Origin of the sequence: Providencia rettgeri (assembly GCF_013702265.1) — a bacterium.
GTDB classification, from domain to species: domain Bacteria; phylum Pseudomonadota; class Gammaproteobacteria; order Enterobacterales; family Enterobacteriaceae; genus Providencia; species Providencia zhijiangensis.
Genome location: NZ_CP059348.1, coordinates 2457357 through 2473771, shown reverse-complemented (window position 1 = coordinate 2473771; position 16415 = coordinate 2457357). Strand labels below are relative to the sequence as shown.

Here is a 16415-nt window from a genome sequence, read left to right as displayed (position 1 = left end):
CCGTTATTCAGGCTTTTCTTTGTCTTTATTTCTATGAGTAATAGCAGACAATTTTGTAGGAATTGCTGTAATAATATCGAGTGTTTTCCCTTCAGCACTTGATGTTCCTGTGAAAACCTCTCCATCTTCTGTCGTCACGGTATAATCGGTATAAGGTAAAATTTTGTTTGAGTCTTTATCACGTAAAGTGAATTGTTCACTAAATCCGACAGGAATTTCGGGTGGCGTAGATGAAAAGCTAGTAGCCCCCATTTTTTGAACATTGGTTGTTTTTAGTAAAATATTATTTGGGCTACCTAATTCAATATTTCCATCCGAGATCTTGATATATGCCCCACCACAGTTAAGAATAATCTCTTGTCCAGCAGTGATATGAACTTTGCCATCAATCGATTGAACTCTTAAATCTTGTTTTGATAGAAGTGACATTGCATCATTTTGAGCTTCAACATCAATATTTCCATATTTTGCAAAAGTTTTAATGCCATTATGTTGAGCATAAATATTGGCATCATTTTCTGCGTTGATAGTTAGAGTTTTATTTGCTGATAAGTTGATAGATTTTGATGCAGAAATAGCAATGCTTTCTTGACCTGAACCGATGCTAATTGGTTTTGGTGTGAAAACACCGATTCCTTCGGGTGCATGGACTAATAATCCAGGTGCAGTAAGTTGCGATAAATTATTCTTTAGTTGCTCTTGCGCATCAAGATCACTTGCTGCTGTTCCGCTGATTTCCGCTGAATTTGATAAATTTCTAGCAATCGATAATGCTTGCTCTAGTTGCTGTATTGCCTCTTCCATCGCCAACACATTACCACCAGCTTTATCCTGCTTATCGGTGGTAATAAACAACCCTTTACCCGCACGAATTGCGCCCCAGCTATCTGTGCGTAACTCAAAACCGTCACCGCGTTGTTCGCGTTCGGCGTTGACCAAATGCCCCAAGTTTAACTGGGTTTTCCCACCATACTCGGTGCTGAGTTTAATATGCTCTTGCCCGCGTTTATCTTCCATGCGCAGTTTGTTATTCGCAGGTGTGCGGATTACATTACGGGTGTTATTTTTATCCGTCACGTGGTCGGGGTGGCGGGAATCATGCAGTGCGTGGGCGATGTAAGGGCGGTCTGGGTCACCCTCATGGAAGGCGATGGCAACTTCAGTCCCTTGAATCAGTGGGAAATGCATCCCATAAGTATCTCCGGCGTAAGGTTTCGCCAAACGTACGGGCATACTTTCATAGCCCTTGGTTTTATCATCGCGATCTGCGTCGAATTTGACCCAATAAAAGCCGTGTTCATTTTGGTGAGCATAAATGTCGTGGTCTTTTGCGCTGGTGACACGCGCCATTAATGTTCCAGCAATGACAGGGCGTGGTTTTAGAGCAGGGCGCCAGCACAGTGATTCAGTGTATGGCACGGCGTCAAAACGGACGGTTAGCGCTTTATCTCGGCTGGCGGTAAAACGTAGACGTGTAATTAAAACGGGTGACTTGAATACGCTGGGTAACGTCGAACTGAGCGGGTTATCTTGAATGCTTAGCACTAATAATGGCGTCAGGTCTGCTGCGCTACTTTCTCCGCGTAGTAAAGTCTGGCGAGCTAAAAAGCGTTCGTGGTCGAGTCTTGCCCAGAAGTTAGCGGTTTCGGTTTCAGGGCGAATTTTGTCCCCACGGGTTAGGTGGCGGCCTTTATAGTGATAAACATCGCCGTAGTTGATTTTTTCGCCATCACCGCGGGTCATGTCTGCGACGGCGGAAATCAACGTATCTTCCGCCAGTCGGTGGTTATAGTCTTTGGCAAAGACAGTACTTTCAACCACTTGGTGGCGTAAAGATAATCCCCAAACACTGTCAACATGGTTATCGCTCAGCCCTGATGGACTATTTAATGGCAGTGTTTTGTCATACACATAACCGCGTTGGCTATCCGTAAAGTGGAGCACCTCAGTTTGGGTATCATCTTGTAAACCAAAGCGATAAAAAATACCCACTTCACTGAGTAAACGCTCAATAAATTGGCGGTCACTTTCGTTGATCTGGTTGATTTGTTCGCGTTTTGGGTACTCTTTTTCGAGATGAAATTCGAATTCCCAGCCTTTGAAATTATGTTCACGCAGAATTTGTTCAACCACATCGGGAACAGATTGGTTGATAAAGAAACGGTGGCTGCGAATCTGATGGCGCAGTAGCGCAAAAAAAGGCTCGATAACTAACTGGTAGCGAGCTTCATCCGCAGAGCCAGAGAGACGACGAAAATCCGTCACCACCCCATGAACACGCTTGGCAACGCTAGGCTGAGTGGCGAGTCCCATTAAATTATTTATCGGCGCGGAAAAGGTCAGGCTGGCATTACGGCGCAATAATTGTTGAGCAGAAAGATCTTGGGCGGAGCAGGTAAACGTAATTTGGTAGCGATAAGTATCGCTAGCGGCTTCACGACCCGTAAAATGTTCAACGTCCAGTAAATCTGAGCAGCCTTGGATTTCTAGGCGATAGCGGTTTTGTCCTTGAAGGAGGTTTTTTGCTGTATCGAGTAGGCTCATGGATTTATCTCCTCAATATCACTGAAACTCAGGGTGATCCCGTCTTCTTCGCTATACCCCAAAGTCAGGCTTTGTGCTTGCTGGTGGTTAGCTTGGCGCATGAGCAATTGCTGGCTCAGTACCGGTAAAATTTGTTGGTTAAGCAGGCTATCAATGTTGCGGGCACCAGTGTCGGGTAATAAACACGCGCTCACGAGCGTGTCATAGAGCGCTTCTTCGATAATGCCCTCAAGCTTGTAGTGGGTGTAAAGACGCTTAATCACGCTGGCCAGTTTCATTTCAACAATTTGGCGCAGAGCGACAGGGCCTAATGGACGATAAATTAGGGTTTGGAAGCGTGCGAGTAAGGCGGGTTGGAAGTGTTCGCGCAAAGTTGGGCGCAGCAGTTCTTGCAGCTCGCCGTCGGTAGACTCAGGGAACTCTTCGAGTTGCTGCATCAACAAGTCACTGCCCAAGTTTGCTGTCATTAAGATCACGGTATTGCGAAAATCAATTTCACGACCTTCGCCATCGCGCATAAATCCACGGTCGAAAACTTGATAAAACAGGTTGAGTACATCGCGGTGGGCTTTTTCCACCTCATCAAGTAACACGACGCTGTAAGGACGCTTGCGAACGGCCTCCGTTAAAATCCCGCCTTGACCGTAACCCACATAACCTGGAGGCGAGCCTTTTAATTGGCTGACAGTGTGGGCTTCTTGATACTCGGACATATTGATGGTAATTAAAGATTTTTCGCCACCAAACAGGACATCTGCCAAAGCTAAGGCGGTTTCAGTTTTACCGATTCCGCTTGGACCCACTAATAAAAATACCCCTTGAGGGCCATTTTCTGAGGCGAGACCCGTGCGAGCTGCACGTAGTCGCTGTCCAAGCCCCAGTAATGGGCTTTCTTGACCCACAACGCGTTTACCTAGCGAGTCTTCTAACTCCAGTAGCTCAGTTTGTTCGTCTTTTAAGAGGCTGGATAATGGCACACCCGTCCAGTCGGCGATAACAGTAGCCACCGTTCTAACATCCACATCGGGGGTGATCAGCGGTTCATTTTGCTGAATAAGTTCTAACTGTGATTGGATATCGCTGACATCTTGAGATTGACGGCGCTGTTCTAAGAGCTCGCTGATAAGGTTTTTTTCTTGCTCAAAACGCTGTTCTAAATCAGCCAGCTGTATGGCGATTTGGGCATCTTGAGTGACTAGTTCGCTCAGTAGGGATTGGTTGGTGGTGTTGCCAATGGCCAAATCATCAAGGATCGCTTGCTGTTCAAGTTCTAATGCATTGCGCTTGGCTTTTAAACGGGTCAGTGCTTCAGGAAGCGTATCGAGGCTCATGCGGATACGGGCGCTGGCGGTATCGAGCAAATCCACGGCTTTATCGGGGAGTTGGCGACCGGTTAAGTAACGGCGAGATAAGGTGACAGCGGCTTTGACCGCATCATCGGTAATGTGAACACCATGATATTTTGCATAGCGTGGTTTTAGTCCACGCAGCATTAAGCAAGCTTTCTCGTCATCAGGTTCATCAACTTTAATCACTTGGAAGCGGCGCTCTAAAGCGGCGTCACGCTCGAAATATTGCTTATATTCAGACCAAGTGGTTGCCGCGATAGTGCGTAGTTCACCACGGGCAAGGGCGGGTTTGAGTAAGTTAGCGGCATCAGCGCCACCGGCTTGGTTGCCTGCGCCAATGATGGTATGGGCTTCATCGATAAACAGTAAAATCGGCGTAGGAGATTGTTGTACGGCTTCAATCACGTTTTTTAAGCGCTGTTCAAATTCGCCTTTGACGCCAGCCCCCGCTTGCAGTAGCCCTAAATCTAATGTGCGTAATGATGTGGTTTGCAGGCTGACAGGAACATTACCTTCAACGATACGTAGGGCTAAGCCTTCCACTAACGCGGTTTTCCCGACACCCGGTTCCCCCACGAGAATGGGGTTATTTTTGCGACGGCGAGACAGAATATCGACCATTTGACGGATTTCGTCATCACGTCCAAAGACAGGGTCAATCACGCCTTCGCGTGCTTTTTCGGTCACATCCACCGTAAATTTATTCAGCACGGCGAGTAAGGCATCATTCAGTGTGTTACCGATGACATTCGGTGCTGGAGCTTCGTTTGTTGATTGCGAGTCAAGTGGCGCTTCTGCTGGTAAAGATTGATTATGCGCCGCAAGTTGCTGAACTTCAGGGCGTTCATCGGATTGAGCATCAAGCATTGGTCTTAAACGTTGTAATTGCGTGAGGCTTAAGGTCATTAATGGCCAAAGGGCGTCGTTCGGAACTAAAGAGGGTTGTTTCACCATCGCTGCAAGAATATGGACGCTGCGAATGTGCTCGATATCTTCATCCAATGAGGCTATCACCCATGCGTTTTGAATTAAGTTTAGGAGTGATTTTGAGAGGGATGGGCGGCTATGGATAGAGCGGGGTAGGCTGTCGATGTCTGTTAACAGGCTTTGCCAAAGTGCAGAAATATCCCATTCATAGCGGCGCGCTAACACAGTGATATCACTTTCTCCTAGCTCAAGCAGCTTGAGTAACCAATGTTCGATGGTAACCTCAGCATGGGCGCGTGTTTGGCACAAGGAAGCTGCTGCCTCTAGTGCATTTGCACAGAAAGGGTTTAGGCGACGCAATAACATAACTGAAGAATTTTCCATGTTCTCTCCCTAGATAATCTGGTGGATATCAATGTGTTTAGGCACGCTACCGCCCCTAACCGTTAACCGAGGTTCATAAGGTGATATTGGCGATGGGAATGCGCGGTTGAAAGCGCGTATAGCTTGTTTAATGGCAAAATGTGTTGTGTGTGAGTGAGGTTGCGCAAGGGGCGCAAGAAAAAAGCAGACGCCGAAACGCCTGCTTGTCTTAATTAAGCGGTAGCACGCTCATTCCAAGAATCGGAATGGATGATGTTGCCGTCTTTGTATGTCCAAGTGATTTTTTCATAGCGCAGCTCAATCTCTTCGAGATGGTTATGCTTCTCTTTACCTGGATCTTTAATGTCGTGCATTTTTGGAGCGACTTTCACGACTTTGACGTTTTCAAGCTTGGTGTTGAAATATTCGACTTCTTGTCCTGCGTCATCAATGCGATACCATTTGAATTCAGCTTCTTTCAAGGTTTGACCCGTGGTCACAGCCTTGTAAAGGTAAGGGCTTGAAGCATCAATTTCTTTAACGAAAATGAATGGCGTATGGATACGAGTACCTGTTAATTTACCGGTATTGTTATCCGTTGGGATGTACAGGTTATGGTCTTGAGCAACCACTTCGATGCTGCCTTCACGGTCTTGTACGTCTACAGAACCTTTAATTTCAGCACCGCCATCATCTTTCAGCCATAAATAAACTGGAATAGCCATAACTACTTCTCCTTTAGTGTGGAATGTGTACCACCATCCATCGATGGTACGGTGTTGACGCCTAATATCTGACAAGCTTCAGCTTGAGGTATCAGGCGAATTTCTACGCGGCGATTGCGAGCTCGTCCGTCAGTGGTGTTGTTGTCGGCAACGGGGTTATTTTGCCCGTATCCCTGCACAGCAAAGCAGGTTGGCGAGATATCGCTGGTTTGAATCATCCAATCACGGACAGACTCTGCGCGTTTTAAAGACAGTTTTTGATTTTGTTCTGGATTCCCGGTGTTATCGGTATAGCCAGAAACCATAATTAACCAGCCGGGTTTGGCTTTGATATTGAGTAACGCATCAACTAATACTTTGGTCGCGCCCGTTTTGAGTGTGTATTGCCCAACATCGAATAAAGACAAGCTATCCAAAGTGACAATTTGAGGTGGGGCAGTCGGCGCTTCAGGGGCGATTTCAGGTTGAGAAGGCGCCCAACTTCCTAGCAGAGTATGTAAGTAAGGCAATATTCGATTACCTTGATATAACGCTAAAGAGTAAGCGCTTGGGATCCCTTCACGCTCCCAGCGTGCAAGCTCAGCGGCATCATCTTGGAGCTGCTGATAAGCGGTCAATTTTGGTGCGAGTGGAACATCTGAAAGCTGAGAGAAACGAGCAATATCTTCACCAATATGGCGAATGAGTTGTTGGTTGTGGTGGTAGCTGCCGACTAAAGCACCCACTAAGAAAATCCCAAAAATAGCGCCAATTGCACCGAGGCTTTTTTCCGTTCGGCTTAAGCTAATATCATGATGTAAGCGGCGTAGCATGACATCCGGCAAAGGGAGTAAATCCGTTGTTTGTACTGAGGAGTGTAATGGCAATGTGGTTTTTTCTTGGATGAATTGCTGCCATAAATTGTTCGGCTGACTAGTGATATCTATCCACTGAATGGCCCATGCTGAAGGGATTTGCTTCGGAGCTCCAGCTTGAGGCAGGGTGAATTGAGGCACTAAAACCTGGTTTAGCCAACTTTGTAAGGTGTCTAGCCACAGCGAAAATTGCAGGCTTTGTTCTGACTGTCCGAAATGCGTAGGTAGCCACACGGAGTAAGGGACTGACATCGCACCTTCTTGCTCTACCTGAAATTCAGTTTGGTGGCTGAGTAACGTCATCCAAGGGGTATGTTCATCATCAACATGTATAGCGGTTTCAGCGTGATGAGGTTTAGAAAGGTATACCGTTACCCAAAATGGTAATTTAGCACCGATTTTTTGACGGCCTTCCCCAATCGCTCGACGCCAGTTGAGTAGTGCTTGTGTCAGGGTTTCTTGTTGAGTCAGTTGCTCGGGTAATACAACGTAAAGTAAGGATAAGTGACCCGATAGTGAAGGGGCATATTCCACCAATGCGGCAATCAGTTTAACGAGCTCAGTGGGGGCGGATACACGAATGTACCAACCTTGATTTGTTTCTCTGTGTAATTGGTCATCCAGGAATAGTGCTTGAGATTGACCACAGACTAAAATGACAGGCCCCTGATAATTATCAGCCGGAAATGCACCCGTATAATCATGTTCAGTGGATAACACTTGGCGTCGTTGTTTATATTGCCAAAACAACATTCCCCCCGTCAGTACTAAGACGAAGACGGAAACAAAAATGGTGACACTTTGCCCTAGAGACCAAAATCCCCAGAGTAGCCACAAAAAAAGCCCCGTAGCAAAAAGCGTCAGACACTGTTTGATTGGATTTTGCATGCCTATCCTTGTGTCATCCACTGTTGTAGTAAATGTTCTAACGATGCACTGAATCCCCACCACATGGCGGCGAGTATGAGGATGCCACCTACCCAACCAAACCAGTAAAGTCTGCGACGGCTAAACCGTAATTTAGGTTTTACGACGAGAGGCAATTCTGAAGCGATCAGATAGTCTGGAAGTTGAACATTAAGTTGAGCGACGATGCGTTCACGTTCTGGCGCCTCTTTTTGGCGAAACTTACCGACAAATCCGAGGGTAAGCACGCGATGAAAACAGAGCAAAACGTCAGGATTCGGAGCGGTTTCATTTAAAATGCTGCGTAGGCGATCCCAAAGTTTGTCTCCCGCTTCTAATGTATTGAAGTAGCGTGCTTGCAAAGGAGATTGGATCCATGTGTTGTAGCCATCATCTTGGTGTTGGCGATTCATCACAGATTCATCAATCAGGGCACATTGAGCGTATTGCATATGTTCAATGGCGGATTCAGGGTAGCCATGTTCAAGCAGTTTTTGACGTGTTTCATCAATGAGTTGGCAAACGCGACGATAAAAATTATCCCCTTGAGTGATGGCAGTGCCTTGATGCAATTGACAAACCATCAGCCAAGTTTGAGCGAAGATCATGTCGATAGTATGGTGCGATGTTGTATTGTTCATGAGCGAAGTACCGCAAACAGCTCTAATTGAATGTCACCTAACGTGCTTGGAACATAGAAAGCACATTGCCCAGAAGAGAGCATGGCTTGACCCGCAGGTGTTTCAATATCTAGCGCAAAATATTGGTTTTCTAAGCGAAGAGGGACCGCCGTTGGAACATGGCTGAGCGGTTTCAATGGAATACCATTGAGTGCCACATTAACGACGTCCGCCACATCATCACTGCTGCCCGCTTTGCAAAGGAGTGGAAATTGAGCGATCAATAAGTGAGCAGGCAATGATGAGCGAACCGATAAGTAAAAATCGGCTTCTTCACGTAATCGACCGTCATGGAGTTGACCTTTCCAGAATGGACCTTCTTTCGCCAATTCAATGCTAATAACGCGAGAAGGCAAACTGGCTTCAAGCAGTGTATTTAACAAGGCAAAAAGAGGTGGGAAAACAAGCTCTGGCTGCTCATGTTTGTATAGCGGGATATCTTCCAGCTTACTTTCTAAGGAAAAAGTTAATAAGCTGCCCGCTAAACGAGCTAGCTCTCGATAGAGTAATTCAGGATGACGATGTAATGCGGTGCTGAGTTCATTGAGGACCGGCTCGGCACTATTCAGTGAATTCAGTAACCAAAACAGTGAAACATCAGCGACCACAAAGTCGGCCATTTTTTCATTACTTTCGCGACGTAGCGCCATTAAACGACGGCGCTTAGCCACTAAACGGTGCATAAACTCAGAAAGCAATGTTCGTAATTCAGCACTTCCTTGACAGGAAAGTAAGGGAGGAATGAAGTGGCTATCAAATTCCCACATCCCTTGAGCGTTGCGAATAAGGCGTGCAACAGGGCAGGTCATATAGGCTTCATTCTCATCATGAGCAAAACGCAGTGTTGCCACGTGACGTAATACGGCAATGTCTGTTTGTTCATGCCCTAATAAGTCTTGAACTTTAACCCATTCTTGGCTAAATCGACGTGGGCGATCGGTTCCTGTTTCAGGAACTAAGTTTCCACCATTGGCTAGCATTAAAGGCAATGCCAGAACGATATCCAATGACTGGCGATCCGCATAATCATTGAGGGACAATACCGGAGGAAGGGCATCAGCTAAGGTTGTGTCAATCAGTGTGCCATCGTGAAAGCGCACCACGATTTTTTGGGCGCTTACGCGAGAGAGCGTTAATGCACTGGCATCAAACTCGGTACTAATGACGCCCCACGTGGAGGCGATACCCATTTGTGCGACCACTTCAGCAACATGACCGTCCCAACGGGCTTGCTGTTGAAATTGCTGAGGGGCCAAAAAGGCCCCGTCTGTCCATAGGGGACGGTAGATTTTCATCCTGAATGACCTTTAATAACCGTTAGGCTTTTGCTTTAGGCATTTGTGAAACTAGCGATAAATCAACATCCATACCTTCGACTTGGAAGTGTGGAACCGCGTACAGTTTCACACGGAAGAAGCCCGGGTTATCTTCGATATCTTCAACAACCACTTTTGCATCACGCAGCGGGTGAGAAGCTTGTAAATCATCACCAGGATCGGTCATTTCAGTCACTAAGCCACGAACCCAGTTGTTGAGTTCTAATTCAAGTAAGCGTCTGTCTTTGGTGGTACCAATGTTTTCGCGTTGAATCAGCTTCAAGTAATGGGCGATACGGGACAGTAAGAAAATGTATGGCAAACGAGCGTTGATACGGCTGTTTGCGGTGGCATCCGCGGTATCGTATAACGCGGGCTTCTGCGCCGAGTTAGCAGAGAAGAAACAGGAGTAATCACGGTTTTTGTAGTAAGACAGCGGGATAAATCCAAGATTGGCGAATTCAAATTCACGGGTCTCTGGGATCATCACTTCGGATGGAATTTTGACCTGACTGCCCGTTCCTAAATCAAACAGGTGGATTGGGAGATCTTTAACAGCACCACCGGCTTGAGGTCCACGAATTTGGACACACCAACCATTGTTGATAAAACTTTTAACCATGTTGGCAGCAAAAGCAAAGGTGGCGTTGGTCCACAGGTATTTCTCGTGGTCTGGGCCTTTAACTTCTTCAACGTAGTTGAAGCTACGAACAGGTACGGTATCTGGGCCATATGGCAGACGACCAAGCACACGAGGCATGGTTAAGCCGATATATCGAGCATCATCAGAGTCACGGAATGATTTCCATTTGATGTATTCAGCACGATCAAAATAGTTGCCAATATCTTTGATTGCCGCCACTTCTTCCATCGTCTCTTTACCGAAGAATTTTGGTCCTACAGAGCCGATAAATGGCATATGTGCGGATGCTGAGACTTTGGAGATGCTACGCAGTAAGGCGATATCTTGCGGGCTACGGTCAAACTCATAGTTAGAAATCATTGCTGCGATAGGTTCGCCACCTGGGGTGTCATATTCCGCAATGTAAGTATGGTGATAAAGGCCGCTTTGAATGACTTCTGGGCTATCTTCGAAATCTTGGCGTAAATCGTCTTTCGCAATATCTAGCAGTTCAATTTTGACGTTTTGACGAAAATCAGTGCGGTCAACCAGGAATTTCAAGCCACGCCAAGTGGATTCAACTTTTTGGAAGTCTTGGTGGTGCATGACTTCATCCAATTGTTGGCTGATTTGCTTATCAAGTTCAGCAATATGATGGTCGAGCAGGTTTCTATCTAAACGCTCGACTTTTTGACCTGATGATTTTAAACGATCGAGGAAGACTTGAACGGCGACAGTGACGCGTTCGTCAGCCGTTGCATCTGCCAAGGCTGCATTGTCTTGGAATGCGTTAATATCACTGATTGATGCGACTGGCGTTAAATTGATTTTTTCGAACAAAGAAGCATAAACACCTTGATTTGAGGTGTCATCCAGCACAGTTGTTGCGCCTTGAGTTGATTCAGTTTTTACAGACATCAGCATAATCCTTTAATAATCCAAATTAATCTTTCTTCGGTGCTAGCTGTGCTAGTTCTTCACGAAGTTCATCACTGAGCTCTGGATCTTTAAGGATGTTTTCCAGTTCACGGCGGAACGTTGCGTTATCGAGGAGATTAGATTTCAGGTCACGCAGCAAATTGCGCATAGCTAACATTGCGCGTAGTTGAGGAATTTGACGGGCAACTTGCTCAGGCTCAAAATCTTTCATGTTTTTGAAAGAGAGGTTGATGCTTTCTTCACTTCCATCACCGGCAAGGGTGTTTTTCACTGTGAGATTAATGGCCGGTGCAAATTCAGTGAGTACACTATTAAAGTTATTTTTATTGATATTAACTTTTTCGCGCTCAGATAATGCTCGATTATCTTGTCCATTGCTGTAATCACCAACAGCTAATAATTTAAGTGGTAATTCCACTTTTTTCTGCGCACCACCCGTGTGCAAGTCTAATTTGATATTAACTCGAGCCTTCGGTACTTCATTTTGGAAGCTATCTGACATTTTAGGAGTCCTTTAGTGGTATTACTCGCTTTAAATATGAATTATTGGTAAATGAAATATATTCTTCAACTTTAATTTGGCTTAAATCAGTTTGCTATTTTATATAATTTTAAGGCTGATAGATCAAGGTTTCTAATGGATATGATTTTATGTTTGAGTGTGACGTAACGTATTTTTACGTATTAGCAGCTATTTAATTAATTAAAAATCATTTAAAATCAAAGCTAATGTGTATTCACAATGAAAGTGAGTGGATTTTTTGCAGGAAATTTTGATAGTGAAAATAGAGATTATTCTTAAGAAAATCAGAATATATAAATAATTTTACACATAAAGAGGGTGATATCGGACGATAATATAGACGAAATACTATTCGTGGAGTTATTTCTAATTTTTAATATAAATCGTTAGTTAAAGCTAAAAATAAAGTGTAAAAAAATGTGTAGTGAATATAAATTACTCGCAAAATTTAAAATAAAGCATAATGGATGATTATGCTAAATTAATTTGGTTTACTAAGATTTATTCTGGATTATTTAAAAAATAATTTTGTTCAGTGAGGTATTGCACAAACTTTAGATAATTTTCGTGCGAATCAAACGCTCGTTTTGGGAAAATAAAGGCGCTAGTTCTATCAATAAATAGATAATGTGTATCTCCATTTTGTTTTATAAAACGCATTGAATTCCAATTGTAGTGCCATAATCCATAAGCGCTCTCAATGTGTAATCCATTCTCATCAGCCGTGAATGTTTTTGTGCAGAAAGTCGAGCTATCCGCATCAGGAATCGCTTTGTTCAATATTTTAAACAAACGTATTGCAAAGATGGCATAAAGTAATATCGCCATCAGAACAGAGACAACAAATTGCCCCATATTAAGCTCGATATCAAAATGTTGGAGTAAGGTGAATAATCCTCCCATGACGGCAAAGAAAATCAAATAGAGCAGGGTATAAGTGAGCAAGTTGCGATTTTTGGGTAAAAAGTAGTTATTTTTATGGCAGTAGCGGCTAAAGGCGATAAATTCTTGGCGTGATAATGCAACCGTGACGGATAGCGACATACTGTGTCCTTAATAAAAGGTTAAAAGAATAGTGTCTATTATTCCGATAGCGATGCAATTTGGCTATCAGATAATGGTCAAAGAAAGGGAAGTATTGAATAACAAAAAGCCAACCGAAAAGGCTGGCTTGAGTGAGAATTTGGTCGGCACGAGAGGATTTGAACCTCCGACCCCGGACACCCCATGACCGTGCGCTACCAAGCTGCGCTACGTGCCGATTAATGAATACATGCCTTTACAACAAGGGCTTTAGGCAAAAAATATACTACTCAAAACATTGGCAAAATCAAGAGTAAACCCAGATGACTGATTGAAATTTAAGCGCTAATTTTCATTGAAGCGTTTAAGTTCAGTGAAGATTTTCAGTAGCTCAGCAAGGTCTGGTTTGTCGTCAGTCTGCTCGTTGCCTTGTGGGTCATAGATATTAAATTGGCCATTATGATCCATATACATTGTCGCGTTGTTGGTGGTAATGACGACATCGCTTTTATCGCCGGTGATCACCCACGGATAAGTGCGCTGCGCACTGAAGAGATCTTCACCTTGGCTGTAATCATCAGGTGGGTTATTGACATGTAACACACGCTGCATGAGGGTGGTCATTACGTCTTGATGGCTAGTCAGCTTATCAATTTGTTGTGCTGGAGTATTCGGCCAGTAGATAAATAACGGAACTTGCATACTGTCACGGTTAAAGTGTTTCTTATTCACCCAATCAGTCTCTTGCGAACCGTTACTGTTGTAGTTTGCTGTGATCACCACAATGGTATTGTTAAGCTTGTTCTGGCTCTTTAGCGTATCAATGACTTGGCTGATTTGGTTATCCGTTTGATTACTTCCCGGCGCTCCCTTGATGTTTAAGAATGAGAACCAAGGTGAGCCATGCTTCACGTTATCCAGCCATAAATTCCACTGTGCAATAGTTTGTTTGTCACTGTCCGATGCTTTTGTCGGCAAAGAGTAGTCAGATAAAATCGCTTGTCGGAATAATGGTGAGCTAAACCCATCAGTGGAGAATAAACCAAACTGATAGCCTTGATGTTGTAAAGCTTCAACCAAGACAGAAGGGTGGCGACCATTGAGAATATTATCAATATAACTTGATGAAATACCGTAGAACAGCCCAAATAGGGCGGTATCATTGCGTAACCCAGAAGTATAGTGATTGGTAAATTGGGAGCTGATATTTTTGAACTCTTTCAGTGAGTTCATTTGGTTTTGCTGAGAAACATTACCTAAATCATCGACAACCAATAAAAGTAAATTGTAACCCGTACCTTGGTCTTGATAGCTAAGTGGCTTCAATGGGTACTGAAGTTTCAGTGCAGTTGGACTACCTTGCTGGAAGACACGATTTTGATGTGCAGTCAGGTCGAGTAGCCCATATTTATCAAGAAGTTTGCGCGCTGTCATTGGTTGAGACAGCGGGTAGTTATAGCGTTGCATCGTGATCGGGCGATAAAAATTGGCATCCGCCCACGCATACATTAAATGCGATATCACAAATGTTGCGATGAATAGGCCTGCCAGTGGGCGCCCAAATGTTTGACGACTTAAGCTGCGTAATTTTTGCCAGCTCCAGGTCGCAAATAGCATCTCAACCAAAAAGATAATGGGGATACTGATGAACATCAGTTGCCATTCGCGTGCCATTTCACCTTTGGCGGGGTTAATCACTAAATCCCAAACCTGCGGTGTAAGATGGAGGCCAAATTGGCTAAAAACGCGAATATCAAAGAGTAATAAGGTGAGTCCCGCGGTGGCTAGCGCCACACAGATAACCCTCAACAATCGTTGGGACATAACGATAAAGGTCAGTGGAAAGATGATTAGCAAGTAAGTGGCGAACACCACGAAACTGAAATGACCCAACCAACTGACGAAGGCATAAGCGCGACCAGCGAAGGTATCTGGCCAGTCAAAAATAAACAGATAGCTGCTACTTAGCAAAAGGCAAAGTAGTATATTAAAAAGTGCAAACCAGTGCCCCCAACCAATCATGTTGGAGACTTTATCACGGTAGCGCTGATGGGTGACCATGCTGTTTATTTATCAACCAAATTAGTGTGATTTATCTTCTTGTACAGAAGAAAGTAATGCATTGGCAAAGGACTCTGCAATCATTTTACGCTGAGCAGGGGCGACAGACGTATTGAGCAGATTGGTAACCATGTTACCAAGTACCATTAATGATAGATCAACGGGAGTATGGTTTTTTTCTAACACACTAACAAGGTCAGACAGTAAACCTTCAACTTTTTCATCACTATAGCGAGATGATTGTGGCATAAATTATGACATCCTAAATTAATGAAAGCTCCATATGATAGCCCATTGTGGGTGACTTTTCTTCTTTCTTTAAACAAATTTTCGTTTAATTGATAATAATGTTTATTTAGATCACCGAAGTGGATAATAGTTCGCCATAAAAGTAATAAAAAAATGGCGGTTAACGGTTTCAGTTGCAGACAAATACTAACAGTGTTTGAATACGCGACATTATTTCTGCTAGCGAAAGGAGCCAACAATGAGTCTGGAAATTACCCAGATAGCGTTACACCAGTTGATTAAACGAGATGAACAGACTTTAGAAGTCATGTTGCGTGATTCGTTATTGACGACAGACAATGTTGTGCAAGACATGATGGCAGAATTACATCGTGTATACAGTGCAAAAAGTAAGGCATTTGGTGAGTTTAACGAAGAGAGTGAACTTGCTGAAGCGTTAACGTTACTGCGTAAGGGCGAAGAAGAGTTTTTAGGCTTTAGCCGCGCAATGACCGTGCGTTTAAAAGATGAGCTGGCAAAATACCCGTTTGCTGAAGGCGGCATCGTTCTCTTCTGCCAATATCGTTATTTAGCGGTGGAATACCTGCTGATTGCCGTTCTTAATAGCTGCGATAGCATGTTTGTGACTGAATCCCTCGATTTAGGTACGACTCATTACTTAGATATTCCTCATGCGGATATTGTGGCACGTATTGATTTGACTGAATGGGAAACCAATCCAGAGTCGAAGCGTTATCTGACTTTCCTTAAAGGGCGAGTAGGGCGTAAAGTTTCTGATTTCTTTATGGATTTCTTGGCTGCATCTGAAGGTTTGAATGCGAAGGTACAGAATAAAGGGTTAGTCCAAGCATTGGATGATTTTTGTGATAATGCGCAGATGGATAAAAATACTCGCCAAGCTTATCGCCAACAAGTTCATAGCTATTGCAGTGAGCAATTGCAATCAGGCGAAGAGATTGAGTTGAAGGAACTCTCAAAAGAGCTACCGATGGTGGAAGAGCAAAGCTTTGAAGATTTCACTCGCCAAAATGATTATCAATTGGAAGAGAGTTTTCCTGCTGATCGCGGTACTTTAAAGCAGTTGACGAAATTTTCAGGTAGTGGTGGGGGAATTACGATTAGCTTTGACGCGATGTTAATGGGAGAGCGTATCTTTTGGGATCCCGTGACAGACACATTGACTATTCGTGGAACTCCGCCAAATTTACGTGACCAGTTGCAACGTCGCGGTAATAAATAGTGAACGATAGATTTTCTATAGAAATCTTACGTTAGAAATCTTGTCTTAAAAATAAATAACGCCGCAATTGCGGCGTTATTTACTCGGCGTCCCG

12 protein-coding genes and 1 tRNA gene are annotated in these 16415 nt (G+C 44.2%); 1 reads left to right on the top strand and 12 read right to left on the bottom strand.

Annotated features, from left to right (window positions below; genetic code table 11):
• Positions 1 to 3: 3 nt before the first annotated feature.
• The 12 genes from H0913_RS11370 to H0913_RS11315 form a co-directional block, all read right to left on the bottom strand.
• Complete coding sequence (locus H0913_RS11370) at positions 4 to 2544, bottom strand: type VI secretion system Vgr family protein (protein ID WP_181477272.1); 2541 nt, start codon at positions 2542 to 2544, stop codon at positions 4 to 6.
• Positions 2541 to 5204: a type VI secretion system ATPase TssH gene (tssH, locus tag H0913_RS11365; RefSeq protein WP_181477271.1), complete on the bottom strand. Its 2664-nt coding sequence runs from the start codon at positions 5202 to 5204 to the stop codon at positions 2541 to 2543. Before tssH ends, H0913_RS11370 begins: the two co-directional genes overlap by 4 nt.
• Before the next feature lie 212 nt (positions 5205 to 5416).
• Entirely contained in the window at positions 5417 to 5908 is a 492-nt protein-coding gene (locus H0913_RS11360) for an Hcp family type VI secretion system effector (RefSeq protein ID WP_006660409.1), read from the bottom strand.
• A gap of 2 nt (positions 5909 to 5910) precedes the next feature.
• Positions 5911 to 7650 carry an OmpA family protein gene (locus H0913_RS11355; protein ID WP_181477270.1) on the bottom strand — a complete coding sequence of 580 codons (1740 nt, stop codon included), beginning with the start codon at positions 7648 to 7650 and terminating at the stop codon, positions 5911 to 5913.
• A 2-nt stretch (positions 7651 to 7652) separates the two neighbouring features.
• A complete protein-coding gene (gene tssL / locus H0913_RS11350; protein WP_181477269.1) occupies positions 7653 to 8309 on the bottom strand; it encodes a type VI secretion system protein TssL, short form in 657 nt (218 codons plus the stop codon).
• Positions 8306 to 9643: a type VI secretion system baseplate subunit TssK gene (gene tssK, locus H0913_RS11345; RefSeq protein WP_154603550.1), complete on the bottom strand. Its 1338-nt coding sequence runs from the start codon at positions 9641 to 9643 to the stop codon at positions 8306 to 8308. Before tssK ends, tssL begins: the two co-directional genes overlap by 4 nt.
• A gap of 22 nt (positions 9644 to 9665) precedes the next feature.
• Entirely contained in the window at positions 9666 to 11210 is a 1545-nt protein-coding gene (gene tssC, locus H0913_RS11340; RefSeq protein WP_154603551.1) for a type VI secretion system contractile sheath large subunit, read from the bottom strand.
• A 19-nt stretch (positions 11211 to 11229) separates the two neighbouring features.
• Entirely contained in the window at positions 11230 to 11727 is a 498-nt protein-coding gene (gene tssB, locus H0913_RS11335; RefSeq protein WP_154603552.1) for a type VI secretion system contractile sheath small subunit, read from the bottom strand.
• Between the two features lie 522 nt (positions 11728 to 12249).
• The gene (locus tag H0913_RS11330) at positions 12250 to 12792 is read right to left on the bottom strand and encodes a YcxB family protein (protein WP_181477268.1); all 543 of its coding nucleotides are present in this window, start codon (positions 12790 to 12792) and stop codon (positions 12250 to 12252) included.
• 140 nt (positions 12793 to 12932) lie between these two features.
• Positions 12933 to 13009 (bottom strand) — tRNA-Pro (locus H0913_RS11325).
• Positions 13010 to 13116: 107 nt separating this feature from the next.
• Positions 13117 to 14832, bottom strand: a complete 1716-nt coding sequence (gene yejM / locus H0913_RS11320) for an LPS biosynthesis-modulating metalloenzyme YejM (RefSeq protein ID WP_181477267.1) — start codon at positions 14830 to 14832, stop codon at positions 13117 to 13119.
• Between the two features lie 21 nt (positions 14833 to 14853).
• Entirely contained in the window at positions 14854 to 15081 is a 228-nt protein-coding gene (locus H0913_RS11315) for a YejL family protein (RefSeq protein ID WP_108477939.1), read from the bottom strand.
• A gap of 238 nt (positions 15082 to 15319) precedes the next feature.
• Here H0913_RS11315 and yejK point away from each other — a divergent pair, with 238 nt between their 5' ends.
• Positions 15320 to 16321 carry a nucleoid-associated protein YejK gene (gene yejK, locus H0913_RS11310; RefSeq protein WP_108477940.1) on the top strand — a complete coding sequence of 334 codons (1002 nt, stop codon included), beginning with the start codon at positions 15320 to 15322 and terminating at the stop codon, positions 16319 to 16321.
• Positions 16322 to 16415 lie beyond the last annotated feature (94 nt).

Coding starts and splice junctions, on each gene's coding strand:
- H0913_RS11370 (WP_181477272.1), bottom strand. CDS start 2,544: ATGAGCCTACTCGATACAGCAAAAAACCTCCTTCAAGGACAAAACCGC.
- tssH (WP_181477271.1), bottom strand. CDS start 5,204: ATGGAAAATTCTTCAGTTATGTTATTGCGTCGCCTAAACCCTTTCTGT.
- H0913_RS11360 (WP_006660409.1), bottom strand. CDS start 5,908: ATGGCTATTCCAGTTTATTTATGGCTGAAAGATGATGGCGGTGCTGAA.
- H0913_RS11355 (WP_181477270.1), bottom strand. CDS start 7,650: ATGCAAAATCCAATCAAACAGTGTCTGACGCTTTTTGCTACGGGGCTT.
- tssL (WP_181477269.1), bottom strand. CDS start 8,309: ATGAACAATACAACATCGCACCATACTATCGACATGATCTTCGCTCAA.
- tssK (WP_154603550.1), bottom strand. CDS start 9,643: ATGAAAATCTACCGTCCCCTATGGACAGACGGGGCCTTTTTGGCCCCT.
- tssC (WP_154603551.1), bottom strand. CDS start 11,210: ATGCTGATGTCTGTAAAAACTGAATCAACTCAAGGCGCAACAACTGTG.
- tssB (WP_154603552.1), bottom strand. CDS start 11,727: ATGTCAGATAGCTTCCAAAATGAAGTACCGAAGGCTCGAGTTAATATC.
- H0913_RS11330 (WP_181477268.1), bottom strand. CDS start 12,792: ATGTCGCTATCCGTCACGGTTGCATTATCACGCCAAGAATTTATCGCC.
- yejM (WP_181477267.1), bottom strand. CDS start 14,832: ATGGTCACCCATCAGCGCTACCGTGATAAAGTCTCCAACATGATTGGT.
- H0913_RS11315 (WP_108477939.1), bottom strand. CDS start 15,081: ATGCCACAATCATCTCGCTATAGTGATGAAAAAGTTGAAGGTTTACTG.
- yejK (WP_108477940.1), top strand. CDS start 15,320: ATGAGTCTGGAAATTACCCAGATAGCGTTACACCAGTTGATTAAACGA.